General features: G+C 71.7%; 24 protein-coding genes and 1 pseudogene. 8 read left to right on the forward strand and 17 right to left on the reverse strand.

Features of this window, described 5'->3' with window-relative positions; translation table 11 throughout:
- Positions 1-53: 53 nt before the first annotated feature.
- The 3 genes and pseudogenes from IZR02_RS16190 to IZR02_RS16200 all read right to left on the reverse strand — a co-directional run bounded on the left by IZR02_RS16190 (position 54) and on the right by IZR02_RS16200 (position 2,848).
- Positions 54-1,076, reverse strand: coding sequence for a hypothetical protein (locus IZR02_RS16190; RefSeq protein WP_217316531.1), 1,023 nt, complete (start codon positions 1,074-1,076; stop codon positions 54-56).
- A 69-nt stretch (positions 1,077-1,145) separates the two neighbouring features.
- Positions 1,146-1,244: pseudogene (locus IZR02_RS18110) on the reverse strand (hypothetical protein); the annotation flags it as partial.
- Positions 1,245-1,609: 365 nt separating this feature from the next.
- Positions 1,610-2,848, reverse strand: coding sequence for a trans-sulfuration enzyme family protein (locus IZR02_RS16200; RefSeq protein ID WP_025102768.1), 1,239 nt, complete (start codon positions 2,846-2,848; stop codon positions 1,610-1,612).
- 112 nt (positions 2,849-2,960) lie between these two features.
- Between IZR02_RS16200 and IZR02_RS16205 the strand changes: the two genes are divergently transcribed.
- Both IZR02_RS16205 and IZR02_RS16210 read left to right on the forward strand, forming a co-directional pair.
- Positions 2,961-3,428 carry an Lrp/AsnC family transcriptional regulator gene (locus IZR02_RS16205; RefSeq protein ID WP_025102769.1) on the forward strand — a complete coding sequence of 156 codons (468 nt, stop codon included), beginning with the start codon at positions 2,961-2,963 and terminating at the stop codon, positions 3,426-3,428.
- Between the two features lie 42 nt (positions 3,429-3,470).
- Complete coding sequence (locus tag IZR02_RS16210) at positions 3,471-5,180, forward strand: AMP-binding protein (RefSeq protein ID WP_025102770.1); 1,710 nt, start codon at positions 3,471-3,473, stop codon at positions 5,178-5,180.
- A 3-nt stretch (positions 5,181-5,183) separates the two neighbouring features.
- On the opposite strand, the gene IZR02_RS16215 is transcribed toward IZR02_RS16210, so the two are convergent.
- A complete protein-coding gene (locus tag IZR02_RS16215) occupies positions 5,184-5,585 on the reverse strand; it encodes a hypothetical protein (protein WP_162817530.1) in 402 nt (133 codons plus the stop codon).
- A gap of 113 nt (positions 5,586-5,698) precedes the next feature.
- Positions 5,699-7,171 (reverse strand): MATE family efflux transporter, encoded by a 1,473-nt coding sequence (locus IZR02_RS16220; RefSeq protein WP_025102772.1) that lies wholly within the window; start codon positions 7,169-7,171, stop codon positions 5,699-5,701.
- Positions 7,172-7,341: 170 nt separating this feature from the next.
- Here IZR02_RS16220 and cycA point away from each other — a divergent pair, with 170 nt between their 5' ends.
- Positions 7,342-8,811, forward strand: a complete 1,470-nt coding sequence (gene cycA / locus IZR02_RS16225; RefSeq protein WP_051582169.1) for a D-serine/D-alanine/glycine transporter — start codon at positions 7,342-7,344, stop codon at positions 8,809-8,811.
- Between the two features lie 3 nt (positions 8,812-8,814).
- Here cycA and IZR02_RS16230 read toward each other — a convergent pair whose 3' ends face one another.
- From IZR02_RS16230 to IZR02_RS16240, 3 genes are all read right to left on the reverse strand, one after another.
- The gene (locus tag IZR02_RS16230) at positions 8,815-9,267 is read right to left on the reverse strand and encodes a DUF2871 domain-containing protein (protein ID WP_025102774.1); all 453 of its coding nucleotides are present in this window, start codon (positions 9,265-9,267) and stop codon (positions 8,815-8,817) included.
- 78 nt (positions 9,268-9,345) lie between these two features.
- Complete coding sequence (locus tag IZR02_RS16235; RefSeq protein WP_025102775.1) at positions 9,346-9,969, reverse strand: response regulator; 624 nt, start codon at positions 9,967-9,969, stop codon at positions 9,346-9,348.
- Positions 9,966-11,207 (reverse strand): sensor histidine kinase, encoded by a 1,242-nt coding sequence (locus IZR02_RS16240; protein ID WP_036292299.1) that lies wholly within the window; start codon positions 11,205-11,207, stop codon positions 9,966-9,968. Before IZR02_RS16240 ends, IZR02_RS16235 begins: the two co-directional genes overlap by 4 nt.
- Positions 11,208-11,340: 133 nt before the next feature.
- Between IZR02_RS16240 and IZR02_RS16245 the strand changes: the two genes are divergently transcribed.
- The 5 genes from IZR02_RS16245 (at position 11,341) to IZR02_RS16265 (ending at position 15,918) form a co-directional block, all read left to right on the forward strand.
- Positions 11,341-11,994 carry an IMPACT family protein gene (locus IZR02_RS16245; protein ID WP_025102777.1) on the forward strand — a complete coding sequence of 218 codons (654 nt, stop codon included), beginning with the start codon at positions 11,341-11,343 and terminating at the stop codon, positions 11,992-11,994.
- A gap of 65 nt (positions 11,995-12,059) precedes the next feature.
- Positions 12,060-12,977: a J domain-containing protein gene (locus tag IZR02_RS16250; protein WP_025102778.1), complete on the forward strand. Its 918-nt coding sequence runs from the start codon at positions 12,060-12,062 to the stop codon at positions 12,975-12,977.
- A 69-nt stretch (positions 12,978-13,046) separates the two neighbouring features.
- Entirely contained in the window at positions 13,047-13,466 is a 420-nt protein-coding gene (locus IZR02_RS16255; RefSeq protein ID WP_025102779.1) for a Fur family transcriptional regulator, read from the forward strand.
- A gap of 64 nt (positions 13,467-13,530) precedes the next feature.
- The gene (locus IZR02_RS16260) at positions 13,531-15,000 is read left to right on the forward strand and encodes a catalase (protein WP_025102780.1); all 1,470 of its coding nucleotides are present in this window, start codon (positions 13,531-13,533) and stop codon (positions 14,998-15,000) included.
- Between the two features lie 117 nt (positions 15,001-15,117).
- Positions 15,118-15,918, forward strand: a complete 801-nt coding sequence (locus IZR02_RS16265; protein ID WP_025102781.1) for an alpha/beta fold hydrolase — start codon at positions 15,118-15,120, stop codon at positions 15,916-15,918.
- An 87-nt stretch (positions 15,919-16,005) separates the two neighbouring features.
- On the opposite strand, the gene msrA is transcribed toward IZR02_RS16265, so the two are convergent.
- From msrA to IZR02_RS16310, 9 genes are all read right to left on the reverse strand, one after another.
- On the reverse strand, positions 16,006-16,548 hold the full coding sequence (gene msrA, locus IZR02_RS16270; RefSeq protein ID WP_025102782.1) for a peptide-methionine (S)-S-oxide reductase MsrA: 543 nt from the start codon (positions 16,546-16,548) through the stop codon (positions 16,006-16,008).
- A complete protein-coding gene (msrB, locus tag IZR02_RS16275; protein ID WP_025102783.1) occupies positions 16,545-17,012 on the reverse strand; it encodes a peptide-methionine (R)-S-oxide reductase MsrB in 468 nt (155 codons plus the stop codon). Before msrB ends, msrA begins: the two co-directional genes overlap by 4 nt.
- Before the next feature lie 107 nt (positions 17,013-17,119).
- Positions 17,120-18,034 carry a DUF4862 family protein gene (locus tag IZR02_RS16280; RefSeq protein ID WP_025102784.1) on the reverse strand — a complete coding sequence of 305 codons (915 nt, stop codon included), beginning with the start codon at positions 18,032-18,034 and terminating at the stop codon, positions 17,120-17,122.
- Complete coding sequence (locus tag IZR02_RS16285; RefSeq protein WP_025102785.1) at positions 18,031-18,717, reverse strand: N-acetylmannosamine-6-phosphate 2-epimerase; 687 nt, start codon at positions 18,715-18,717, stop codon at positions 18,031-18,033. Before IZR02_RS16285 ends, IZR02_RS16280 begins: the two co-directional genes overlap by 4 nt.
- Positions 18,714-19,646, reverse strand: coding sequence for an ROK family protein (locus IZR02_RS16290; protein WP_025102786.1), 933 nt, complete (start codon positions 19,644-19,646; stop codon positions 18,714-18,716). The genes IZR02_RS16285 and IZR02_RS16290 overlap by 4 nt, the downstream gene beginning before the upstream one ends.
- Positions 19,646-20,590, reverse strand: coding sequence for a dihydrodipicolinate synthase family protein (locus IZR02_RS16295; protein WP_025102787.1), 945 nt, complete (start codon positions 20,588-20,590; stop codon positions 19,646-19,648). Before IZR02_RS16295 ends, IZR02_RS16290 begins: the two co-directional genes overlap by 1 nt.
- Positions 20,591-20,605: 15 nt before the next feature.
- On the reverse strand, positions 20,606-21,406 hold the full coding sequence (locus IZR02_RS16300) for an ABC transporter ATP-binding protein (protein ID WP_025102788.1): 801 nt from the start codon (positions 21,404-21,406) through the stop codon (positions 20,606-20,608).
- Positions 21,403-23,454: a dipeptide/oligopeptide/nickel ABC transporter permease/ATP-binding protein gene (locus IZR02_RS16305; RefSeq protein ID WP_217316532.1), complete on the reverse strand. Its 2,052-nt coding sequence runs from the start codon at positions 23,452-23,454 to the stop codon at positions 21,403-21,405. Before IZR02_RS16305 ends, IZR02_RS16300 begins: the two co-directional genes overlap by 4 nt.
- A 1-nt stretch (position 23,455) precedes the next feature.
- A complete protein-coding gene (locus tag IZR02_RS16310) occupies positions 23,456-24,412 on the reverse strand; it encodes an ABC transporter permease (protein WP_025102790.1) in 957 nt (318 codons plus the stop codon).
- Positions 24,413-24,435: the final 23 nt, after the last annotated feature.

Genomic DNA, 24,435 nt, shown 5'->3' on the forward strand with positions numbered 1-24,435 from the left:
CGAAAGTGCGTCATTTATGGGGGTGGGTCGCACGGAAGGGGGTGGGTCAACGATCAGCGGTGGGTGACGCGGTGACCGATCCAGAAGCCGATCGCGATCAGGCCGACCAGACCGATCCCGAGGATCCACGGGAGCAGAGAGGGTGCGGCGCCGGCCGTGGCCGTCGCGAGGGTGCCGGAGCCGTCGGCGATGCGCCCGTTGCCCGCCGCGAGGTCGGCGGCACCCGCGTCGAGCTTCGCGCTTCCGGCCGCGAGGGTACCGGACCCCTCGGCGACCGCGTCGGCGCCGGTACGGAGTTCGGTCATCCCGGACCGGAGGTCACCGGCACCCGACTGCAGCGCGTCGACGCCCGTGGCCAGAGTCCCGGCACCCTCGTCGAGCCGGGCCGCGCCGGCGCTGAGCTCCGCGGTGCCGGAGTACAGCGACGATGCTCCGGTCGAGAGGGTCTGCAGCCCGGACGAGAGATCCGCCGCGCCCGCCGCGAGCCGGGAGGTGCCGTCCTGCAGCGTCTGCGCTCCGGCGACGAGGGCGGGAGCGCCCTTCGGGGAGACCAGCGCCACGGTTCCCGGCCAGCCCTTCGAGGTGTCGCCGTTGATGAGCGCACCGACGCCGGCCGTAACACGAGCGGAGCCGTCGGCGGCGCCGATGAGTCCCTGTGCGAGGCCCGGAGCAGCCGCGGCGGGGGCGGCCAGCGCGCCGACCTGCTTCTCGACGCCGGCGGCGAGCCCCGCGAGCTGCTGGAGCTGCACATCGGCAGGGTTCGCCGCGAGGAGACCCTGCAGACCGGCGGCGAGCGTCCGCGCATTGCCGGGAGCACTCGTGGCGACGCCCGTCAGCAGGGCCTTCGTCTCCGGATGGGCGAGTTTCTGCACATCGGCACTCACTCCGGCGCGCAGGGTGGTGCTGAGGGTCGTCGCCCCCTCGAGCACACCGTTCGCGTACCGGTGCGCGCCGTCGACACCGGCGGCGAGAGTGGTCGCGCCGTCGACGAGCTGCCGGGCCCCGGCGTCCGCCGCCGCCATCTTCGCCGCGAGCTCCTGCGATCCGGCGAGCGCCGTCTGGGCTCCGCCGCTCACCCGTCCCGCACCGTCGAGGGCCGTGGCGGCTCCCGCGGCGAGGGTGCCCGCACCCTCCGCGAGCGTGGTGGCGCCCGCGGCGGCGGTCGTCGCGCCGTCACTGAGCTTCGCCGATCCCTGCTGCGCCGTCGCGGTGCCTGTCGCGAGATCCTGCGTGCCCGCGGCCAGCTCGTCGGCCCCCGCGGCGAGGTCGGCAGCACCTGCGGCGAGGTCCGCGGATCCCCCTGTGCGGTGGTGGTGCCGTCCGCGAGTTCCGAGGCGCCCGCGGACACCTTGCTCATCGTGGCGAAGAACAACAGCACCATCGCCGCCAGCAGAAGGCTGAGGACGATCACGGCGATGCGCATGCCGAGGCCGTGCGCGTGGGTCTTTTCACTCGTCATTGAGGACTCCCGGGGTCAGTGGCGTCGTTGCCACCCGCGACTGTAGGCCCGCCCTCTCCGCGACCCCCCGGTTTTGCCGCTAGGAACCAAGTCCCACCTCAGGCGATACTCAGTTTCTTGTCGTCCTCACACAATCGCCGATCCGGCCCCTTATGTGCGAGCCACCCCCATATGTGACGCACTTTCGGGGGTGGGTCGCACGGAAAGGGGTGGGTCGGCGAGAGTCGCGAAGGCGTTCGCGAGGTCGGCGAGGAGATCGTCGACGTCCTCGAGGCCGATGGACAGGCGCAGGACGTCGGCGGCGGGACGCGCCTCCGCGGGGACCGGGCGGTGCGTGAGCGCGGCGGGGTGCTGGATGAGGGAGTCCACGCCCCCGAGCGACACGGCGTGCGTGAAGAGGCGGGTCGCCCCGGCCACCGCTGCGGCCGCTGCATAGCCGCCGCGCAGCCGCAACGCGATCATCGCCCCCGGCCCGCGGAGCTGCCGTTCCAGGATGCCGCGCGGATCCCCGTCGAGCCCGGGATAGAAGACCTCGGCGACCTCCGGCCGATCGACCAGCCACTGCACGATGCGACGAGCGCTCTCCTGCTGGTGCCGCACGCGGACCGGCAGGGTCGTGAGACCGCGGTGCAGCAGGTACGCGCCGAGCGGGTGCAGGAGCCCCCCGGTCACCGCACGCACGCGACGCAGCGCCTCCGCGGTCGTCTCGTCACAGGCGACGACGCCGGCGATGACATCACCGTGGCCGCCGAGGTATTTGGTGGCGCTGTGCAGCGACATCGCCGCGCCGTGATCGATCGGGTTCTGCAGCACGGGGGTCGCGAACGTGTTGTCGACCACGACCGGCGCGCTCCCCGCCTGCCGCACGACCTCGGCGATGTCCGCGACCTCGAGGGTCGGGTTCGCCGGCGTCTCCACGACGACGAGTCCGGTGTCGGCGCGCAGCGCGGCGGCGACCTCGTCGGGACGGCAGTACGTCGTCTCCACGCCGAGCAGACCGGACCCGAGCAGGTGGTCGGTCCCCCCGTAGAGCGGACGCACCGCGACGACGTGCCGCGCTCCCGTGGCGCCCGTGTGCGCGAGGATCACGGCGGTCATGGCCGCCATCCCGGAACCGAAGGCCACGGCGGCCTCGGCGTGCTCCAGCTCGGCGAGGGCGTCCTCGAAGCGCGCGACCGTCGGGTTCCAGAGGCGGGCGTACACCATGCTGCCGTCCTGCGGCGGCCGCCCCCCGGTGGCCATCGCCTCATACGAGTCGCCGCCGCGCTCGACGTCGGGCAACGGGTTCGTCGTGGAGAGGTCGATCGGCAGGGCGTGGACCCCGAGCGCCTCGAGGTCGGCACGGCCGCTGTGGACGGCCACGGTGTCGGGATGCAGCGGTGCGGTCATCCCTCCACGCTGGCCGAATCGCGGGGTTCTCGCTGGTCTTCGACAGAACAACTCATCGAATCCGGGATCCTCGCTATTCTGTGCAACATCCGGCCGTACCGTGGAGGGCACGTTGGCGAAAGCGCAACTCGACGAGATCGACCTGGAGCTGCTCGCCGCCCTGAGCCGCGATGCGGCCGTCACCAACAAGGCTCTGGCCCACCGCCTCGGACTCGCGGAATCCACCTGCGCCCACCGGATCCGCGGCCTGCGCGAGCGCGGAGTCATCCGCGACACGCGCGTCCGCCTCGACGGCTCCGCTCTCGGCTACCCCCTGCAGGCGATCATCAAGGTCCGCCTCGCGCATCACACCGGGCCCAAGGTCACGGCGCTCTTCGACGCGCTCGTCGCGATCCCCCGCGTGCTCCAGGTGTTCCACGTCGCCGGGGTGGACGACTTCCTCGTGCACGTGGCCGTCCAGGACGCGACCGCCCTCCGCGACATCGTGCTCGAGCACATCACCGTCCACCCCGTCGTCCGCGGCACCGAGACCCAGCTCGTGTTCGAGCTCCGCGACGGCACGGGTTTCCTCCCCCGCTGAACGAGGGGGCAGGATGGAGGGACGCCGTTGCAAAGGAGCACCATGAGCCGTCGTGCCACCCCCGCCACCGAAGCGATCCGCGGGATGAGGGACCTCCTCTTCACGCACGCCACGGACTACGACGCCGCGCGCCGCGAGTTCGCCTGGCCCGACCCGACCGCCTTCAACTTCGCGCTCGAGTGGTTCGACGTCGTCGCCGGGGAGAACCCCGACCGTCCGGCCGTGCAGATCGTCGAGGCCGACCTCAGCCTCCGCTCCTGGACGTACGGCGAGCTCTCCGCCCGGTCCGACCAGGTCGCCGCCTGGTTGCGCGGCCTCGGCATCGGCCGGGGCGACCACGTGATCGTCATGCTCAACAACACGATCGAGCTGTGGGAGGTGATGCTCGCGATCACGAAGCTGGGCGCGGTGTCGATCCCGACCTCGACGCTGCTGTCGGCCTCCGACCTCGCGTACCGCATCGAGCACGGCCGCGCCGGCGCCGTCGTCACCCTCGGCACCCTGGCCGACCGCCTCGAGGGGATCGACCCCGCGGTACTGCGCATCGGCGTGGGCGCGTCGCTGCCTGCCGACTGGAAGCGGTTCGCGGACGCCGCCGCCACCACGGAGGAGTTCGTTCCGGACGGCCCGACGCCCGCCGGCGACACGGCCCTGCTGTACTTCACGTCCGGCACGACGAACCGCCCGAAGCTCGTGCAGCACACCCACGTCTCCTACCCGGTCGGCCACCTCTCCACGATGTGGTGGCTCGGCGTACGCCCGGACGACGTGCACCTCAACATCTCCTCCCCCGGGTGGGCCAAGCACGCCTGGTCGAGCTTCTACTCGCCGTTCCTGGCCGAGGCGACGGTGTTCGTCTACAACTACGACCGCTTCGACGCGAACACGCTCATGGAGGTCATGGACACCCATCACGTCTCGACGTTCTGCGCCCCGCCCACCGTCTGGCGCATGCTCATCCAGGCCGACCTCTCCCGGCTCGGGCACCCTCCGCGCGAGCTCGTCGGCGCCGGCGAGCCGCTGAATCCCGAGGTCATCGACCGGGTGCGCGAAGCATGGGGCGGCACGATCCGCGACGGCTTCGGGCAGACGGAGATGACCGCCTGCATCGGCAACTCCCCGGGGCAGACGGTCAAGGTGGGATCGATGGGCCGTCCGCTGCCCGGGTACCCGGTCGTGCTGCTCGATCCGTCGACGGGCGAGGTCGTGGAGGACGAGGGCGAGATCGCGCTCGACCTCGCCCAGCCGCCACTCGGCCTCATGGCGGGGTACTACGACGATCCGGAGAAGACCGCGGAGTCGCGGGCCGGGGGCTTCCATCACACCGGAGACATCGCCGTGCGCGACGCCGACGGCTACCTGACCTACATCGGACGCTCCGACGACGTGTTCAAGGCCTCCGACTACAAGATCTCGCCGTTCGAGCTCGAGTCCGTGCTGCTGGAGCACGACCTCGTCGTCGAAGCGGCCGTCATCCCCAGCCCCGACCCCACGCGCCTGGCGGTCCCGAAGGCGTACGTGTGCCTGACGCCGGACGCGGGCGCGGACGAGGCCGCCGCCGCGCGCGCCGTGTTCGGCTACGCGCACGAACGGCTGTCCTCGCACCTGTGGGTGCGGATCATCGAGTTCGTGCCCGAGCTGCCGAAGACGATCTCCGGGAAGATCCGCCGCGTCGAGCTGCGGGCACGCGAGAGCGCCCGCGTGGCCGCGGGCGACGAGGCGCGGCAGCACCGCGACCGCGACTACCGCTGAGCGCTAGGAGACGACGGCGACCGGCGCCGTGGGCGTCGCGGTCGAGCCGGTCTTGAGCGTGGCCGTCGTCGTGGTCGACGGCGCCGGCTTCACGCGCGCGGCCCGGCGTCGCGACTCGAAGCCGCCCGCCGTGAGCATCGCGCGCACGACCCCGCCGATCACGAGCATGCCCACGAGCGACGCGCCCGCCGCGATCAGCGGAAGCCACTGATTGGCGAAGCTCGCGGTGAAGCTCATCAGCGCGCACACGATCCACAGTCCGACCGCGCCGCCCGCGAGCCCCCCGGCTCCGCGGATGATCGCGATCGCGGCCACGATCGCGCAGACCGCGGCGAGCGCCGCACCCACGTATCCGATCGGTACCAGAATGGCGGCCAGGTCTCTGGCCACTCCCAATGTCGTCATGACGACCCCCCGTCCGGCGGAACCCCTCCGCACCTTCGACATTAGAAGTGTCTCTCCGGAAGGCCATCCGTCTCAAGTCCGATCCGGGTCATCCTTCCGGTGGATATCGCGGATCAGCGCCGGACCGGCCACCGCAGCCGGCGGGGGCGCACGACGCGGACCGGGCGGGTGACGACCGCGTCGACCACCATCGAGCCGTCGGTGGGGCCGACGATCGCGATCGCGGAGGTCTCCGTGGCCTCGGCCGGGGCCACGGGTTGCGTCGCGAGCGCGCGATGCGCCTTGACGTAGGCCGGCACGAGGAGCACGATCGCGCCCACCCAGGCGAGCGGGTTGCTGAGGGCCACGCCGTCGAACCCGATCATCGCCCCGAGGACGACCGCGGCGACGACGCGCATCACGAGCTCGATCACGCCGGTGACCGTCGGCACCAGCGTGTGGCCGAGCCCCTGCAGCGCGCCGCGGAGCACGAAGAGCATGCCGAGCGCCCAGTAGCCGCAGCCGTTGATGATGAGCATGCGGTGCGCCATGTCGACGACGTCGTCCGAGCCGTCGCCGACGAACAGCCGGACCATCGGCGCGCCGAACGCGATGAGCAGCCCGCCGAGGACGATCGCCGCGGCGACCGCCATCCAGGTGGCCTCGACCACACCGCGCCGGATGCGGTCGGGGCGGCGGCCGCCGTGGTTCTGCGCCGCGTACATCGACACGGCGAGCCCGAGCGAGGAGAGCAGGGCGACCGCCAGGCTGTCCACGCGGGACGCCGTCGTGTAGGCCGCGACCGCGTCGGCGCCGAGCGTGTTGAGGGCGACCTGCACCGTGAGGGTCCCGATCGCGATGATCGAGGCCTGGAAGCCCATGGGCAGGCCGAGGCGCAGGTGGTCGGCGATGTCCGTGCGGGAGATGCGCCAGTCCGAACGACGCAGGTGCAGCATGGGCAGCCGCCGGCGCACGAACTCCAGGCAGAGGATCACCGAGACGGCCTGTGCGACCACGGTGGCGAGTGCGGCACCCGCGACGCCCCACTCCAGCGGACCGACCATGAGCACCACGAGGCCGACGTTGAGCGCACAGGAGACCGTGAGGAACACCAGCGGGGTCTTCGAGTCGCCGATGGCGCGGATGATGGCGGAGAGGTAGTTGAAGAACATCGTCGCGCCCGCGCCGAGGAAGCTGATCTGCGTGAACACCGTCGCCTCGGCCATGAGCTCGGGCGGCGTCTGCAGCAGTGCGAGGATCGGCCCGGCGATGAGCGGCGCGACCACCGTGAGGACCACGCTCGTGATGCCGCTGAGGAGCACGCCCGTGGCGACCGAGCGGCGCACGGCGGCGTCGTCGCGCGCACCGAAGGCCTGGGCGATGGGGATCGCGAAGCCGCTCGTGAGACCCCAGGCGAAGCCGAGGAGGAGGAAGAGCAGGCTGCCCGTCGCGCCGACGGCGGCGAGGGACTGGACGCCGAGATGGCGTCCGACGACGATCGCGTCGGCGAACTGGTAGAGCTGCTGCACGACGTTGCCGAGCAGCAGCGGGATCGAGAAGGCGAGGATGACGCGCCACGGACGGCCCGTGGTGAGGGTGGTGGCCATGAAGGAAGGGGCTCGCAGGGAAAGAGGGGATGGATCGGGGGTGCGCCCAGTTTATCGAATCGTTTCGGGCGAACGGAACACCCCGGGCCGGATTGCCATCGCCGGGGCGTCGATTTCGGACGAGCGGGCCCCGGTGGTTACTCTGCATCAGTCGAGGACGACCGGAGGAGATGAGCGTGACGAAGGAAGACACGGGGGCCATCCGCCAGGGGCAGACCGCAGCCGGAGGCGAGGAGCACCTGCGGCGCGCGCTCAGCAACCGGCACATCCAGCTGCTCGCGATCGGCGGGGCGATCGGCACGGGCCTGTTCATGGGCAGCGGCAAGACGATCTCCGTCGCCGGCCCCTCCGTGATCTTCGTCTACATGATCATCGGGTTCATGCTGTTCTTCGTCATGCGGGCGATGGGCGAGCTGCTGCTGTCGAACCTCAAGTACAAGTCGTTCAGCGACTTCGCGAGCGACCTGCTCGGCCCGTGGGCGGGCTTCTTCACCGGCTGGACGTACTGGTTCTGCTGGGTGGTCACGGGCGTGGCCGACGTGATCGCGATCGCGGGGTACACCGATGCGCTCATCCCCGGCATCCCGCTGTGGATCCCCGGCCTCCTCGTGGTCGTGATCCTCCTGGCGCTCAACCTGCCCACCGTCGCGGCGTTCGGCGAGATGGAGTTCTGGTTCGCGCTCATCAAGATCGTCGCGATCGTCGCCCTCATCGTGACCGGTCTCGTCATGATCCTCACCGGCTTCTCGCACGACGCCGGCACCGCGAGCTTCGCCAACCTGTGGGAGCACGGCGGCATGTTCCCGCACGGCTTCCTCGGCTTCGTCGCCGGCTTCCAGATCGCGGTGTTCGCGTTCGTCGGGATCGAGCTCGTCGGCACGGCCGCCGCGGAGACGAAGGACCCGAAGCGCAACCTTCCTAAGGCCATCAACGCCATCCCGATCCGGGTCCTGCTGTTCTACGTGGGCGCGCTCATCATCCTCATGTCCGTCACGCCGTGGACCGAGTACGTCGCCGGCGAGAGCCCCTTCATCGCGATGTTCGCCCTCGCCGGACTGGGCATCGCCGCCACCGTCGTCAACCTCGTGGTGCTGACCTCCGCGATGTCCAGCGCGAACTCCGGCATCTACTCCACCTCGCGCATGGTCTTCGGGCTGGCGCAGGACGGCGACGCCCCCCGGTTCTTCGGCCGGCTCTCGAAGCGCCGCGTGCCGCAGAACGCCCTGTTCCTGTCCTGCATCCTGCTGCTGTCCGGCGTCGTGCTGCTCTACGCGGGCAAGGACATCGGTACGGCGTTCGAGATGGTCACCACGGTGTCGGCCGTGTGCTTCATGTTCGTGTGGACGATCTTCCTCTGCAGCTACCTCGTGTACCGGCGCCGGCGTCCGGAGAAGGCGGCGACCTCGGCGTTCAAGATGCCGGGCGGCGTGTTCATGGTGTTCGTGGTGCTCGCGTTCTTCCTGTTCATCCTCTGGGCGCTGACCACTCAGCCGGACACCCTGATCGCCCTGCTCGTGACACCGATCTGGTTCGCGATCCTCATCGTCGCCTGGCTGTTCGTGCGGAAGTCGCCGCACCACCTGGAGCGCCACGCCGCGCACATCGCGTACCTGCGCGACGACACGATCCCGGCCGACTGAGCGTCAGGCGACCGACTCGAGGGTCGCGGGCCGTGCGGCCGCGACCTTCGGGGCGAAGACGCGGGGGCGGAGCGCGAGGAACAGCAGCACCATGCCGGCGGCGAGCAGCATGTGCCCCACGCCCGCGATGCCGGCGATCATCTTCGTCGACTCCTGGCCGAGCACCGTGAGGCAGCCGTGCCAGACGAGCATCGCCGAGGTCAGCACGAGCCCGGCGGTGTAGGTCCAGAAGAACCAGCCGAACAGCCGGCTCTCGGAGAGCGCGAAAGCCTTCTCCAGGAGCATCACCACGAGGAAGACGACGAAGCCCAGCACGAGCAGATGCGTGTGCACGAGTCCGAGCTGCGTCGGCGCCCCCTCCGGGAAGCCGTTGATCTTGGTGAACTCACGGTAGAAGAGTCCGGAGGCGACGCCCACCAGCATGGAGGCGAACGCGGCGGTGAAGAGCCTGCGCATGGGAGTCCTTTCTGTCTGCCTCCAGCCTCGCCGTGGGGCCGTCGCCGCGGATCCATCGAACGGTTGAGACCGCGGGCGTCAGAGCAGACCGGACTCCCTGGCGATCGCGACCGCCTTCGCGCGGCTGTCGGCCCCGAGCTTCTCGAAGACGTGCACGAGGTGGGTCTTCACCGTCGCCTCCGTGACGAACAGCGCCTTCGCGATCTCCCGGTTCGAGGCCCCGGTGTCGAGCAGCCGCAGCACGTCGAGCTCGCGCCCCGTGAGCTGCACCCGCGGGGCGCGGAGGGCGCGGCCGACGCGCGCCGTGAGCTCCGGCGTCAGCGCCTGCCCGCCCGACGCGGCCTGTCGCACGGCCCGGACGATGTCCTCCGGGTCGATGTCCTTGAGCAGGTACCCCGCCGCCCCCGCCTCGATCGCGCCGAGGATCTGGGCGTCGCGGTCGAACGTCGTGAGGATGAGCACCGCCGGGGCCGGGTCGAGCGCCCGGAGCGCCGCCGTCGTCTGCACGCCGTCCATGCCCGCCCCCAGCCGCAGATCGCAGAGGACGACGTCGGGACGGAGGTGCCGGGCGAGGACGACCGCCTCCTCCCCCGACGCGGCCTCGCCCACGACCTCGGCGTCGTCGCGGCGGTCGAACAACGAGCGCACGCCGGCGCGCACGATGGGGTGGTCGTCGACGAGCAGGATCCGTACAGGGGTCACGACCGGCCTCCGAGGGGCAGGTGGGCCGACAGCGCGGTGCCGTCGCCGGGGGCGCTCTCCACGTCGAGACCGCCGCCGAGCTCGCGCAGTCGGGCGCGCATCGACCGCAGGCCGTAGCCGCCGCCGGGCCCCGCCGAGTCCAGCCGCGACGGGTCGAAGCCGCGACCGTCGTCGACCACGTCCAGCCGCACCGCGTCGCCGGCGTCCGCGAGGGTCACCACCACCCGAGTGGCGCCGGCGTGGCTGCGCACGTTGGCGAGCGCGGACTGCGCCGTCCGCAGCAGGGCGACCTCGGCATCGAGGCCGAGTGCGGGCAGATCGTCGGCATGGAAGGTGGCCGCGATCCCGGTCTCGGCGGTCAGGCGCTCGAGCATCCGGGCAAGGGCGTCGCTCAGCGCGGAGCCGTCCAGCTCGGCGGGCATGAGGTCGTCGACGATGCGTCGGGCGTCGGCGAGCCCTTCCGCGGCGAGCGCCCCGATCTGCCCGAGCGCCCGCTCCCGGCCGTCCTCGTGCTCGGCCGCCGACCGCGCCAGCAGGACGATGGAGGACAGGCTCTGGGCGACCGTGTCGTGGATGTCGCGCGACACCCTGGTGCGCTCGGCGGCGGCGCCGGACTCCCGCTGGGTCCGGGCGAGCTCGTCCTGGAGGGCCGCCATCTCCTGCTGCGTCGCGACGAGGGACGCGATGAGTCGCCGCCGCTCCCGCCCGTCGCGGACGAGCTCCAGGTAGCCGCGGGAGATCCCGAGGGCGAAGATGCCGCCCACCAGCGGCCCGATCACGTTCGCGTAGGTGGTCGTCCCGGTGTGCAGCAGCGGCGCGACGATCACGACGGCGAGGATGAGGACGCTGAGCAGCACAGCCCATCGCAGTCGCAGCAGGAAGCCGGCGAGCAGCCACAGCGAGAACGCCAGCCAGACGAACTCCGGCGACAGCGCCACCGCCCCCAGCCAGATGGCCGTGAGCCCCAGCAGCCAGCCGGCGGCGAGCGCCCGGTCGTCCGTGCGGGAGGAGAGCAGGAGTCCGCCGCCGTACCAGCCGAGGAAGGCGAGGGCGGTCGCGAGCAGCCACGGCACCGGGACCCCGTCGGCGAGGGAGCGGACGACGCCGACGACGGTGAGCACGACCGTGATGACGGCCTGGCCGATGCGGAGCGACGTGACCAGGCGCCCCCAGGAGCGCGTGCGTGCTCCCGACCGCCCACCGGGGTGGTCGGTCGCGGCGGTGTCTCCGGTCGGCATGCTGACATTCTCGTCCGCCGGGCCGGTGTGCGCCTCCATCGTTCGGTCGACCCGGTTCGAATCGCCCGATTGGCGGCATCCGGCCCGGATTTGGGACCAATCAGGCGATTCGAACGGAGGTATCGTGGGGCCGATGTCGACACCGCACCCGTTCCCGGCGACGATCGCGGCAGCCGTCGACCACGAGCTCGTCATCCGCAAGTCGCGCTTCCTCACGCACGTCGCACCGGTGTCGACGGTGGCCGAAGCCGAAGCCGTCATCGCGACGATCCGGAAGCGCGCCTGGGACGCGAACCACAACTGCACCGCGATGGTGACCGGTCTGCACGGGGATCAGGCGCGCTCCTCGGACGACGGCGAGCCCTCCGGAACAGCCGGCGTCCCGATGCTCGAGGTCCTCCGGCGCCGCGGCCTCACGGACGTCGTCGCGGTGGTCACCCGCTACTTCGGCGGGGTGAAGCTCGGGGCGGGCGGCCTCATCCGCGCCTACTCCACCGCGGTGTCCGAGACGCTCGACCGCGCCGCACTCGTCCGTCGCGCGGCGCTCACCCAGGCGACCGTCGAGGTCCCGCACGCCGAGGCCGGCCGCTACGACAACCTGCTCCGCGACTGGGCGGCGTCCCACGGGGCCACGCTCGGCACGCCGACCTACGGGGCCTCCGCCCAGCTGGAGCTGTGGGTACCCGCCGCCGCGCTTCCGCGTCTGACCGCCGACCTCGCCGCCGCGTCCGGGGGCGCCGTGGCCCCGGTGGCCGGGATCGAGCAGATCGTCGACGTCGCGGACTGAGGCCTCCCGGCGGCCGCACACCGTCCGACGGATATCCTGGACGCCGCGGTCGCGGAAGGAGAGCGATGTTCGACAGTCCGCTCTCGGCCTCGCCGTACGAGATCCTCGGCGTGGATCCGGCCGTCGACGACGCCGAGCTCCGGCGGGCGTATCGGCTGCGACTGCGGCAGACCCACCCCGACACCGGCGGCGACGCGGCCGTGTTCATCCAGGTCCAGCGCGCGTGGGAGCTCATCGGCACTGCAGAGGACCGCGCCGCGTACGACCGCCGCGCGGGCCTGACCGACGACGGCGGCGAATGGAGCGGCTGGCGTCCCCCGACGGTGCGCACCGACACCCGGCCGCGCGCCCGCTCCTACGGACACCCCGGGGGCTGGCGCCGCGAACGCTACCTCTCCCTGATCCGCGAGTGGGCGGGTCACGGGGTCGAGGTCCCCGATCCGTACGCCCCGGCCCTCGTCCGCGCCGCCCCGCGGGAGCTCCGCCGGCTGCTCGCCGACGCGCTCGCGGAGGAGGCCACGGCCCGCACGGTCTCCGACCTCGGCATGGGCTTCACGGTCTGGCACGACGTCGCCGCAGGACAGACCCCCGAGGACAAGCTCGACCACGTGGTGCTCAGTCCCTCCGGCCTCTACGGCGTCATGTCCGAGGACTTCGGCGGGGTCGTGGGGTTCCGCCGCGGGGAGATCACCGGCCCGAGCCTCGGCACGCGGGCCCCGGTCACCGCGGCTCTCGCCCGGATGCGCGCGGTGGCGAAGGCCGCGAAGGTGAAGTTCGGCGGGGCGATCGTGGTGCTGCCCGACGACGACCTCGCCCAGGCGGTCACCCCGCTCGGCAGCAACCGCGGGGTCCCGGTCGTGGTGGTGCGGCGCAGCGCGCTGGCGATGGTCCTGCGGCAGGGCGTCCCCGGGGCGCGGGCCATCGGCGGCAACGAGCTGTTCGATGTCCGCACCCGTCTGCAGCAGACGGTCCGCTTCGTCTGACGGCGGCGACGCGCCCGGCATCCCGGCATGCTCTTTTGAATCACTCAAAACACGTGTAGAGTCGAGGGCATGGAGACGGAACTCGACTCGGCGTTGCGCGACGCCGGGCTGCGTGCGACTGCGGGCCGCGTCGCCGTTCTCGAGGCTCTCGGCTCCATGGCCCACACGGATGCGGAGCGGGTGTACCGCGCCGTGTCCGACGTGCTTCCGACCACGTCGATCCAGTCGGTGCACAACATCCTCGCGGACCTGACGACGGCGGGCCTCATCCGCCGGATCGAACCGGCAGGCTCCGCGGCGCTGTACGAGCGGCGCATCGACGACAACCACCACCATGTCGTCTGCACCTCCTGCGGTGCGGTCGGCGATGTGGACTGCGTCGTCGGCGAGGCGCCGTGTCTCACCCCGTCCTCGACGGGGGGCTTCACCGTGCAGACAGCTGAAGTCACCTTCTGGGGCCTCTGCCCCAGCTGCCAGAACGCCGCGTAGGCGCATCCACCGATCCCCTCCCCGAGGGTCCGTTCGGCATGTCCGCGCGGAGAAGGAGAAGACCATGACCAACCCCACCGACGCGGGCCGTCCGGCCACGACGACGCAGGCCGGAGCGCCGATCGCGAGCGACACGCACTCGCTGACCGTGGGCCCCGACGGCCCCACCGCGCTGCACGACCACTACCTGGTCGAGAAGCTCGCCTCCTTCAACCGCGAGCGGGTGCCGGAGCGCAACCCGCACGCCAAGGGCGGCGGCGCGTTCGGCGAGTTCGTCGTCACCGAGGACGTCTCGAAGTACACGCGTGCGGCCGTGTTCCAGCCGGGCGCCACCTCGGAGACCCTCCTCCGCTTCTCCTCCGTCGCCGGTGAGCAGGGCTCGCCCGACACCTGGCGCGACGTCCGCGGGTTCTCGCTGCGCTTCTACACGACCGAGGGCAACCTCGACATCGTCGGCAACAACACCCCGACGTTCTTCCTCCGCGACGCCATCAAGTTCCCCGACTTCATCCACTCGCAGAAGCGCCTCGGCGACTCCGGCCTGCGCGACGCGGACATGCAGTGGGACTTCTGGACCCTCTCGCCCGAGAGCGCCCACCAGGTCACCTACCTCATGGGCGAGCGCGGCCTGCCCCGCAGCTGGCGTCACATGAACGGCTACGGCTCGCACACCTACTCGTGGATCAACGCCGAGGGCGAGGTGTTCTGGGTGAAGTACCACTTCATCTCGCACCAGGGCGTCGAGGCGATGAGCCCGGAGGAGGCCGAGCAGCTGGCCGGTTCCGACGCGGACCACTACCGTCGCGACCTGTTCCAGTCGATCGCCGAGGGCGACTTCCCGAAGTGGGACCTGTACGTGCAGATCATGCCGTACGACGAGGCCAAGGACTACCGCTTCAACCCCTTCGACCTCACCAAGACGATCTCGAAGAAGGACTACCCGCGCATCAAGGTCGGCACGCTGACCCTGAACCGCAACCCGGAGAACTTCTTCGCGCAGATCGAGCAGGCCGGCTTCGCGCCGGGGAATCAGGTGCCCGGTACCGGCATCTCCCCCGACAAGATGCTCATGGGCCGCATGTTCGCCTACCCGGACGCCCAGCGTCACCGCATCGGCGCGAACTACAACCAGCTGCCGGTCAACCAGCCGCACGCCGCCGAGACCCGCAACTACCAGCACGAGGGCTCGATGCGGTACCAGTACAACGACGCCGCGCACCGCACCTACCAGCCGAACTCCTTCGGGACCCCCGGTGGCCCCGCGGCCGACCCGGCGAAGGGCATCGAGGTGAACTGGTCGGCGGACGGCGAGCTCACCCGCTCCGCCGCGACGCTGCACGCCGAGGACGACGACTTCGGTCAGGCCGGCACGCTGTACCGCGAGGTCTTCGACGGCCCGCAGCGCGCCCGCTTCCTGGAGGTCTTGACCGGTCAGGGCCGCTCGATCACGGTCGACGCCATCCGCGAGCGCTTCTTCCAGTACTGGACGAACGTGGACGCCGAGCTCGGCGCCGCTCTGCGCGACCGCGTCTGACCCGAGACCCCGGGTTCTCCTCGAAACCCCCTCTCCGCGACACCGCGGGGAGGGGGTTTCGGCGTGTAACCGGGGTCTCGGCGCCAGGGAAGGGAGGAGTGGGGGGAGGATGGTGGGGTGGCTGTTCCCCTCTCCGACCTCACCGAGATGCCCGACCCGCAGCACGTCTACGCGGCGGACGGCACACGACTGGCGACGTACACGTGGGGAGAGCTCGACGCCCCCGTCGTGGTGACCGTGCACGGCTTCGCCTCGGGCGCGCGCGACAACTGGGTGCTCACCGGCTGGGTGCGCGAGCTGACCAGGGCCGGGTACCGCGTGCTCGCACTCGACCAGCGGGGGCACGGGCAGAGCGACAAGCCGCACGAGTCCGACGCCTACGCCATCCGCAACCTCGTGACCGACGTCGAGACCGTCATGGACACGTACCTCGTCGACGACGCGTTCTACCTCGGCTACTCGCTCGGCGCCCGGGTGGGGTGGGAGGTGGCCCGCGAGCTCCCGCATCGGATCGGCCGGGCGGTCCTGGGCGGGGTCCCCGACGGCATCCCCCTCGCGCGTCTGGACCTCGACCAGGTGCGCGCGTACATCGCGGACGGCACCCCGGTGGAGGACCGCACGACGCAGAACTACATCGCGCTGACCGAGCGGGTGCCCGGGAACGATCTGCGCGCGCTCATCGCCCTGGCCGAGGGACTTCGGGGCTCCGGCACGATCGATCCCGATCCCGCGGACGCCCCGGTCGTGCCGCTGCTGTTCGCGACGGGATCGAAGGACGCGATCATCGAGGGCTCCCGGGCGCTGGCGGCCGCGGCTCCCGATGCCCGTTTCGTCGAGCTCCCGAACCGCCACCACTTCAACGCCCCCGGCTCCCGCGACTTCAAGCAGGCCGCGCTCGGTTTCTTTGCCGAGTCCTGACCCCGCGAGACCCCGTCTACGCGCCGAGACCCCCTCCTACACTCGCGTGCAGGAGGGGGTCTCGGCGGGAAAGCGGGGTCTCGGGGATCAGGCGGTGGCGTCCTCGCGCTTCGGGAGGACCCAGCCGGCGCGCGGGAAGTGGCACGTGTAGCCGTTCGGGTACTTGATCAGGTAATCCTGGTGCTCGGGCTCGGCCTCCCAGAACGGACCGGCGGGCTCGATCGTCGTGACGGCCTTCCCTGGCCACAGCCCGGAGGCGTCGACGTCGGCGATCGTGTCCCGGGCGACCTGCTCCTGCTCGGGGGTGAGCGGGAAGATCGCCGACCGGTAGCTCGACCCGATGTCGTTGCCCTGGCGGTTCAGCGTCGACGGGTCGTGGATCTGGAAGAAGAACGCCAGGATGTCGCGATAGGTCGTCGCGCTCGGGTCGAAGACGATCTCCACGGCCTCCGCGTGACCGGGGTGGTTGCGGTAGGTCGCGTGGTCGTTCTCCCCGCCGGTGTAGCCCACACGGGTGTCGATCACCCCGGGCTGACGGCGGATGAGGTCTTCCATGCCCCAGAAGCAGCCGCCCGCGAGGACGGCCGTCTCGGTCCCGGGGGTGCGGGTGATGGTTCCGGTGTCGGTCATGACTGCTCCTCAGAGGTGTCGGTGGTGAAGAGGGGGCTGTAGCGACCGTACCCCTCCTTCTCGAGATCCTCCGCCGGGATGAAGCGGAGGGCCGCCGAGTTCATGCAGTAGCGGAGGCCGCCCTCGGCGCGGGGCCCGTCGTCGAAGACGTGTCCCAGGTGGCTGTCGGCCCCGGACGACCGCGCCTCGGTGCGGGTCATCCACAGCGTGCGGTCGGTCTTCGTGGTCACGGCGTCGGCGTCGATCGGGCGCGTGAAGCTCGGCCAGCCGGTGCCGCTGTCGTACTTGTCCCGGGAGGAGAACAGCGGCTGCCCGGAGACGACGTCGACGTAGATGCCGTCGTCGTGATTGTTCCAGTAGGCGTTGCGGAAGGGCGGCTCGGTGGCGTCCTGCTGCGTGACCTCGTACTGCAGGTTCGTGAGACCGCTGACGGCCTCGGGGGTCCTGCCGTAGTCGTTCGACATGAGTGGCTCCTTGTCCGACGCCGCTGGCTGCGGCGTCACTGAGGAGAACCAGGGACGAGCCCGTTTTGGTCCCGCGGGGCTGGGAGCGGGCTGAGAGTTTCTCGCGCTCAGTCTGCGTCTCGGACGACGGCGAGGTTCCGGTCCGCGGTGCGGACGATCTCCGCGACCGTGCGATCCTCCGGCCGTCGCGCGACCTTGAGGCCGAGCCAGGGCACGTCGCCCGCGACGCGGAGCCCCGCGCGGACGTGTGCCGCGTCGAGCAGTGACGCGGACGCGGGATGGGTCTCCGCGATGGGCAGGTGCGCGTCCACCCAGGCGGGGCCGTACGGGCTCTCGACCGGCGCGGCCCCGGAGAACGCGAGCCCGGTCAGCAGCCCCGAGGCCGCGGCGTCGGCGATCTGCGCGGTCACCGCGTCCGCGTCTCGCAGCTCGATCGCCGACCGCCCCCAGTTGAGCCAGAGGCCGACCGGGGCGTCGGCGGACCGGATGGCCGCGATCTCGGCAGCGAGCGGAAGGAACCCCTTCTCCGGCGTCTGACCGGGAACGGCGGCGTCGCAGTGCTCGATGACGAGCCGGGTTCCGCTCCAGTCGAACGCCGCGACCTCCTCCAGCGACCGGGCGAGCGCGTCCCCGTCTCCCCTCCCGCGGGGCGCGGTGTGCAGCATCACCACCGCGACCGATGCGGCGCTCTCGGCGGTGAGCCGCGCGACGTCGTCCGCCACGCGCCGCAGATCCGCCACCGCCGCGGCTCTCCCCTCCGCCTGCGAGGCGAGGCCATACGACGGGTCCTCCCCGAGCCGCCGCATCACGAAAGGCACCGGGGTGACCGCGAGGGGCACGCCCGGTACCTGGCCGAGGAACCAGGACGGGTCGTGCGGATGGACCGCCCCCATCCACGGCACCTCGAGCCCGGCCACCCCGGGGAGCGCGCAGAGCTCCGGCAGCAGCGCGGCCTCCAGCGCCGGATCCCACCGGGCGTGCGCGGGCGACAGCGGATAGGCGCTGAGGAGCACGGGGGTCACGGACGGGCCTCGGCGAGACTCCGCGCAAACCACGACGTGATGGTGGCCGGATGGGTGATGGCCGTGCCGACGCACACGGCGTAGGCCCCCGCGGCGATCGCGGCGGCGGCGTGCGCCGGGGTGTGGATGCGCCCTTCCGCGACGATCGGGCGCGTGCAGCGTGCCGCGATGAGGCCGATGAGCTCGAGGTCGGGGCCGTCGCCCTTCGGACGCTCCCCGGTGTAGCCGGACAGGGTCGTGCCGAGGATGTCGGCGCCCGCGGCTTCGGCGGCGATCGCGTCGTCGAGCGAACCGCAGTCAGCCATGATGAGCGCGTCGGAATGCGCGCGCAGCCCGACGATGGTCTCCGCGAGGGTCCGGCCGTCGGGCCGCGGGCGTCGGGTGCCGTCGATCGCCACGATGTCGGCGCCCGCGTCGGCGACGGCCACGGCATGCTCCAGCGTCGGCGTGATGAAGACGTCGGCATCGCCGTCCTTCCACAGTCCGATGATCGGCACCGCGAGGTCCGCGACCGCGCGGATGTCGTCGATCCCCTGCACGCGGATCCCGGCGGCACCGCCGACGAGGGCGGCGTCGGCGACCTGCGCCATGGTCCGCGGGTCGCGCATCGCCTCCCCGGGGTAGGCCTGACAGGAGACGATCAGGCCGCCGCGCAGGCGTTCGAGGATGGGGGTCGGTGTCATGGTCGCCTCCAGGCGGATGCCGCGGCTCCTCGCAGCGGCGCGTCGTCGCCGAGGGTTCCCGGCAGGATGGGGGTGTCGTGCAGGGCGTCGATGGCGTCCGCGTGGAAGGTCGCACGCAGGGAGTCCCACCACAGCTCGCCGATGCGCGGCACGCCGCCGGTGACGACGATCCGCTCCGGGTCGAGGAGGGTCGCGGCTCCCGCGAGCGCGCGGCCGACGGCGGCGGCGGAGTCCTGGATGGCGCGGGCGGCGAGCGGGTCCCCCGCGCCGGCCGCGACGGCGACCCCGCGCGCATCGCGCAGCGCCGGGTCGCCGCCGAGCGAGAGGTAGTGCCGGTGCAGGCCGATGCCGGAGCCGAGGGCTTCGAGGTGTCCGTTCCGCCCGCAGGGACAGCGGAGGTGCGCGGCACCCGGGATCGGGAGATGCGCGAGCTCGCCCGCCACGTGATGGGCGCCGCGCACCGGACGGCCGTCGAGGATGACGCCCGCGCCGACGCCGGTGCCGACGGCGACGACGAGGGCGCTCGCGGCTCCGGCGGCGGCTCCGTGCCGGTGCTCCCCCGCGGCGTGCGCGTCGACGTCGTTCTGCACGGCGACCGGCGCATCGGCGGGGAGGCGATCCGCAAGGGCTTCCCGGATCAGGGCGGCCAGCGGGGTGCCCGGCCAGTCGGCGAAGGTATCGGTGGCCGACACGATCGTCCCCGTCCGCGCGTCGACCACGCCCGCGGTGCCGATGCCGACGCCCGCCAGCGCGGACTCCTCGTCGAGCAGTTCCTCCGCGAGCGCGGCGACGGTCGCCACGACGGCGGCGGGTCCCGCGCTCGCGGGGGTCGGCGCCGCGGCGGTGCGCAGCAGCGCGTCCGCCCGATCGGCGAGCGCCGCGGCCGTCTTGGTGCCGCCGATGTCGACGGCGAGGACGACCTCGCGCATCAGACGGCGACCGGAAGCAGACCGAGCTCGTCGAGGATCGTGCGGATGCCGGCGACGGCCTCCGGGGAGAGCGACTCCACCGTGTCGGCCATCGCCGCGTGGTCGATGATGCCGCGCGCGTGCATCGCCGCCTTGAACGCGCCGACGCCGGTGGCGTCGCCGGACAGCCCCTGCGGCTGGAACACGATGTCGAAGAGCCGGTTGATGCGCTCCTGCTCGGCCCGGGCGGTCGCCCAGTCACCGCGCTGCGCGGCCTCCCAGAGGCGCACGTAGCCCGCGGCCTCCACGTTCGCCAGGCCCGGGACGACCCCGGCGGCACCGACGAGGGCCATCGCGTCGACCACGACCTCGTGCCCGGTGAGCAGCTGCAGCGGGCGACCGGCGGCCTCGTTCGCCGCGATCAGTCGGCGGAATCCGACGTCGTCGCCGGAGGAATCCTTCACCCCCTGGATGACGCCCTCCCGGCCGAGCTGCACGAGCAGGTCGATGCCGAGCTTGGAGTGCACCCGCACCGGCACGTCGTAGGCCCAGAGCGGCACGTCGATCGCGGCGGCGATCGTCCGGAAGTGCGCGGCGACCTCGGCCGGGGAGTTCAGCGTGTACAGCGGCGCGGTGGTCACGATCGCCTGCGCGCCCGCGGCGACGAGCCGGCGGGCGGTCTCGATGATGCGCGGGGCCGTGAGCTCGATCGCGCCGGCGATGACGGGCACGCGTCCGGCGTTCGCGGCGACGATGGTCTGCAGCAACTCGACGCGCTGGTCGTCCGTGAAGTACGCCGTCTCCCCGGTGGAGCCGAGCGCGAACAGTCCGGAGACGCCCTCCCCGATCAGGCGCTCGACCAGGCGGGTGAGCGACGCGTGGTCGATCGTCCCGTCGGGGAGCAGCGGGGTGGCGACCGGCGGGACGACGCCGGAGAACGACAGGGCGGGAGCGGGGGAAGGCATAGGTGTTCCGTCTTTTCAGTGGTGGGGTTCGAGCAGCGAGGGCGCGGCGCCCAGCAGCGTGCGGGTGTAGGGGTCGGCGGGGGCGTCGAAGACCCGGGCGGCGTCGCCGTGCTCGACGACGCGGCCCTTGTTCATCACCGCGATCTCGTCGGAGAGGTAGCGGACGGTCTGGATGTCGTGGGAGATGAAGACCATGCCGAGCCCGAGCTGCTGCTTCAGGTCGGTCAGCAGGTTCAGGATCTGCGCGCGCACGGAGACGTCGAGGGCCGAGGTCGGCTCGTCCGCCACGATGACCTGGGGGTCGAGGACGAGGGCCCTGGCGATCGCGACGCGCTGCCGCTGGCCGCCGGAGAGCTGGCTGGGCAGCGCCTCCAGCGCCGACGACGGCAGCCCCACGAGCCCGATGAGGTCGCGCACCTTGCGCTCCCGGCTCGCCGGGGAGCCGAGGCGATGCACCTGCAGCGGATCCAGCAGCGCGTCCCGCACAGTCATGCGGGCGTTCAGAGCCGTCGCCGGGTCCTGGAAGACCACGGAGAGGATGCGCCCCAGGCGCTTGCGCACCGCGGGGGTGAAGGAGCGCACCGTCTCCCCGTCGAAGACGACCTGACCGCTCGTGGGCTTCTCGAGGCCGATCAGCACCTTCGCGGAGGTGGACTTGCCCGAGCCGGACTCGCCCACGATGCCCAGCGTCTGTCCGCGGCGGACCGTGAGCGAGACCCCGGCGAGCGCGTCGACGTAGTGCGGGCGGAACAACGACGAGCTGCGGGCCCGGTAGCGGACGCGCACGTCCTGCAGCTGGATGACGGGTTCGCTCATCGTCCTGCTCCGATCGGTTCGACGGGCGCATCGTCGGGATGCGCGGAGTAGTAGTGCTCGGTGCCGTCGATGTGCCGCCGCACGGGTTCCACTCCGGCGTACCGGGCGGGTTCCGCGGAGCGCGGCGCGAAGCGGTCGCCCTGCGGGAAGTCCCGCGGGGAGGGGACGACACCGGACACCTGGTGCAGGCGGTCGGAGCCGGCCTCGATCGAGAGCACCGCCCCGAGCAGGCCCTGGGTGTACTCGTGGACGGGCTGCGTGAGCACCTCGCGGGTGGTGCCCTGCTCCACGACCTGGCCCGCGTACATCACGGTTATCCGGTGCGAGAGCTCGGCGACGAGGGCGAGGTCGTGCGAGACGAACACCAGTGCGAACCCGAGCTCGCGCTGCAGCCGCATGAGCAGCTCCACGACCTGCGCCTGCACTGTCACGTCGAGGGCCGTGGTGGGCTCGTCGGCGATCACCAGCCGCGGGTCGCGGGTCAGGGCCATCGCGATGAGCACGCGCTGCCGCTGGCCGCCCGAGAGCTCATGCGGGTACGAGGCGAGCGTGCGCTTCGGATCGAGACCGACGAGCTCCAGCAGCTCCTCGGCCGTGCGAGTGCCGCCGCGGGAGGTGAGCTGCTTCATCTGCGCGCGGATCAACATCGCGGGGTTCAGCGAGCTCAGGGCGTCCTGGTAGATCATCGCGATGTCGTGTCCGCGCAGCGCGTTGCGCTCCTTCGGCGTCATCCGCAGCAGATCCTTCCCGTCGAACAGGATGCGCCCGCGGATGTCGGCCTTCGGATCGAGCAGCCCCATGATCGCCAGCGAGGTGATGGACTTGCCGCACCCCGACTCCCCCACGAGCGACATGGTCTCGCCGGGGCGCACGGTGAAGCTGACGTGGTCGACCACGTCGACGTCGCCGTGGCGCGGGAAGGAGATGCACAGGTCCTGCACCTCGAGCAGCGGCGTGGCGTCTCCCGTGTAGACCAGGCGATCGGTAGGGGAGAGTTCGCGGACGCGCAGCTCGGCGAGGCGCTCCGCCAGCGGCATCGTCTCCGCGGTGGGCACGAGCACGTCGGGCACACCGCTGGGCACCGAGAGGTTGACCGCGGTATCGACCGTCGGGATGACGTGGGTGTCGTCCGGGGCGGCGGCCTCCTCCAGGTCGTGCGTCGACTCCTCCGTGTTCGCGGCGTCGGCCGTGATCTTCCTGGCGCGCGGCGAGACCATGGCGTCGGTCATCCCCTCGGACAGGATGTTGAGGCACAGCACCGTGATCATGATGAGGATGCCGGGGAAGAAGGTCGCCCACCAGGCTCCGCTCATGAGCAGGTTGCGCCCCGCGGCGATCACGTTGCCCCAGGACGGCTCGGGGTCCGGCACACCGGCCTGGAGGAAGGACAGCGAGGCCTCGAACACGATCGCGTCGGCGACGAGCACCGTGGCGAAGACGAGCACGGGTGCCATGGCGTTGCGGGCGACGTGCCGCACGATGATCCGCGGGGTCCCCGCGCCCATCACGCGGACGGCCGAGACGTAGTCCTCGCCGTACTGGTCGAGGATGTTCGCGCGGACGATGCGGGTCAGCTGCGGCACGTAGAGGAATGCGATCGTGAGCACGAGCACCGGCAGCGACTTGCCGAACACCGCCACGAACACCGCGGCGAGCGCGATGCCGGGGAACGACATGATCACGTCCATGACGCGCATGAGGGTCTCGGAGATCCACTTCGGCGCGGTCGCGGCGATCGTGCCCAGCACGCAGGCGACGGCGAGGGCGACGAGGGTGGCCCCGAGCCCGATCACGAGGGAGTAGCGGGCCCCGTAGACCAGTCGGGAGAAGATGTCGCGGCCCTGCCTGTCGGTGCCGAACCAGTGCTCCCCGCTCGGCGGCTGCACCGGCGGGCCGGAGGCGAGCGGGTCGTACGGCGAGATCAGCGGAGCGAGGATCGCGGCGAGCGCGATGATCGCGAGCACGGCGAGGCAGATGATCGAGCCGAGGGAGAGACGGCCCCAGCGGAGGCCGGGGACGGAGAGCCGTTCCGTGAGTCTGCGTCGCATGTCACACCGCCCGGATTCGAGGATTGATGAGCACGTACAGGAGGTCGACGATGATGTTGATCACGACGAACGCGAGCGCGACCGCGAGCGTCACGCCCTGCACGAGGTTGGGTTCGTTGTTGGTGACCCCGTTGAGGATGAGGGTGCCCATCCCGGGGATCGCGAAGATGATCTCGATCACCACGGCGCCGCCGAGCAGGTACCCGATGCGGAGACCGAGCACGGTCACGGGGGTGATCAGCGCGTTGCGCAGCACGTTGCGGCCGACGACGATCACCCGCGGGATCCCGGCGCCGAGGGCGGTGCGCACGTAGTCGCGGTCGAGCTCCTCGACCATCGAGGTGCGCACGACCCGGGAGAGCTGCCCGATCACGGGCACGGCGAGCGCGACCGCGGGAAGGGTCATCCGGGCGAGCCACCCGGACGGGTCGTCGGCGAAGGCCGGCAGCGGGCCCGAGGCCGGCAGCACGCCGAGCGCCAGGGTGAACACCTGGATGAGGAGGATCGCGAGCCAGAAGGAGGGCGTGGACAGCGCGGCGACGCCGAAGACGCGGATGACCTGGTCGGGCCAGCGGTCGCGGTAGACCGCGGCGAGGACGCCGATCACGAACGCCACGACCACCGCGATCGCCAGCCCGAGGAAGGTCAGGGCCAGCGTCACCGGGAAGGCCCTGGCGACCTCGTCGACCACGGGCAGGCTGCGGGCGGAGTAGGTGCCCAGGTCGCCCTGGACGAGGCCGAACAGGAAGTTCACGTAGCGGACGAACAGCGGGAGGTTCAGTCCGTGGTCTTCGCGGTACGCCTCCAGCGCTTCGGGGGAGGCGGTCTCGCCGAGCGCGGTGCGTGCCGGGTCGACGGGCGAGAAGGACATCACGAAGAAGACCAGGAACGTGATGCCGAGGATCATCAGCGGCAACTGCAGCAGTCGCCGGCCGACGAGGCGGAGCGTGTGGGACACGTGCCGCTCCTTCCGGGGGTGGG

Source organism: Microbacterium paraoxydans (assembly GCF_019056515.1).
Lineage (GTDB): Bacteria > Actinomycetota > Actinomycetes > Actinomycetales > Microbacteriaceae > Microbacterium.

Excerpts from the sequence above, each read along its gene's own strand:
- IZR02_RS16295 (WP_025102787.1), bottom strand. The coding sequence starts at position 20,590 with ATGCCTTCCCCCGCTCCCGCCCTGTCGTTCTCCGGCGTCGTCCCGCCG.
- msrB (WP_025102783.1), bottom strand. The coding sequence starts at position 17,012 with ATGTCGAACGACTACGGCAGGACCCCCGAGGCCGTCAGCGGTCTCACG.
- IZR02_RS16230 (WP_025102774.1), bottom strand. The coding sequence starts at position 9,267 with ATGCGCAGGCTCTTCACCGCCGCGTTCGCCTCCATGCTGGTGGGCGTC.
- IZR02_RS16200 (WP_025102768.1), bottom strand. The coding sequence starts at position 2,848 with ATGACCGCACCGCTGCATCCCGACACCGTGGCCGTCCACAGCGGCCGT.
- IZR02_RS16305 (WP_217316532.1), bottom strand. The coding sequence starts at position 23,454 with ATGCGACGCAGACTCACGGAACGGCTCTCCGTCCCCGGCCTCCGCTGG.
- IZR02_RS16285 (WP_025102785.1), bottom strand. The coding sequence starts at position 18,717 with ATGACACCGACCCCCATCCTCGAACGCCTGCGCGGCGGCCTGATCGTC.
- msrA (WP_025102782.1), bottom strand. The coding sequence starts at position 16,548 with ATGACCGACACCGGAACCATCACCCGCACCCCCGGGACCGAGACGGCC.
- IZR02_RS16210 (WP_025102770.1), top strand. The coding sequence starts at position 3,471 with ATGAGCCGTCGTGCCACCCCCGCCACCGAAGCGATCCGCGGGATGAGG.
- IZR02_RS16255 (WP_025102779.1), top strand. The coding sequence starts at position 13,047 with ATGGAGACGGAACTCGACTCGGCGTTGCGCGACGCCGGGCTGCGTGCG.
- IZR02_RS16240 (WP_036292299.1), bottom strand. The coding sequence starts at position 11,207 with ATGCCGACCGGAGACACCGCCGCGACCGACCACCCCGGTGGGCGGTCG.
- cycA (WP_051582169.1), top strand. The coding sequence starts at position 7,342 with ATGAGCGTGACGAAGGAAGACACGGGGGCCATCCGCCAGGGGCAGACC.
- IZR02_RS16245 (WP_025102777.1), top strand. The coding sequence starts at position 11,341 with ATGTCGACACCGCACCCGTTCCCGGCGACGATCGCGGCAGCCGTCGAC.
- IZR02_RS16300 (WP_025102788.1), bottom strand. The coding sequence starts at position 21,406 with ATGAGCGAACCCGTCATCCAGCTGCAGGACGTGCGCGTCCGCTACCGG.
- IZR02_RS16260 (WP_025102780.1), top strand. The coding sequence starts at position 13,531 with ATGACCAACCCCACCGACGCGGGCCGTCCGGCCACGACGACGCAGGCC.
- IZR02_RS16215 (WP_162817530.1), bottom strand. The coding sequence starts at position 5,585 with ATGACGACATTGGGAGTGGCCAGAGACCTGGCCGCCATTCTGGTACCG.
- IZR02_RS16250 (WP_025102778.1), top strand. The coding sequence starts at position 12,060 with ATGTTCGACAGTCCGCTCTCGGCCTCGCCGTACGAGATCCTCGGCGTG.
- IZR02_RS16290 (WP_025102786.1), bottom strand. The coding sequence starts at position 19,646 with ATGCGCGAGGTCGTCCTCGCCGTCGACATCGGCGGCACCAAGACGGCC.
- IZR02_RS16220 (WP_025102772.1), bottom strand. The coding sequence starts at position 7,171 with ATGGCCACCACCCTCACCACGGGCCGTCCGTGGCGCGTCATCCTCGCC.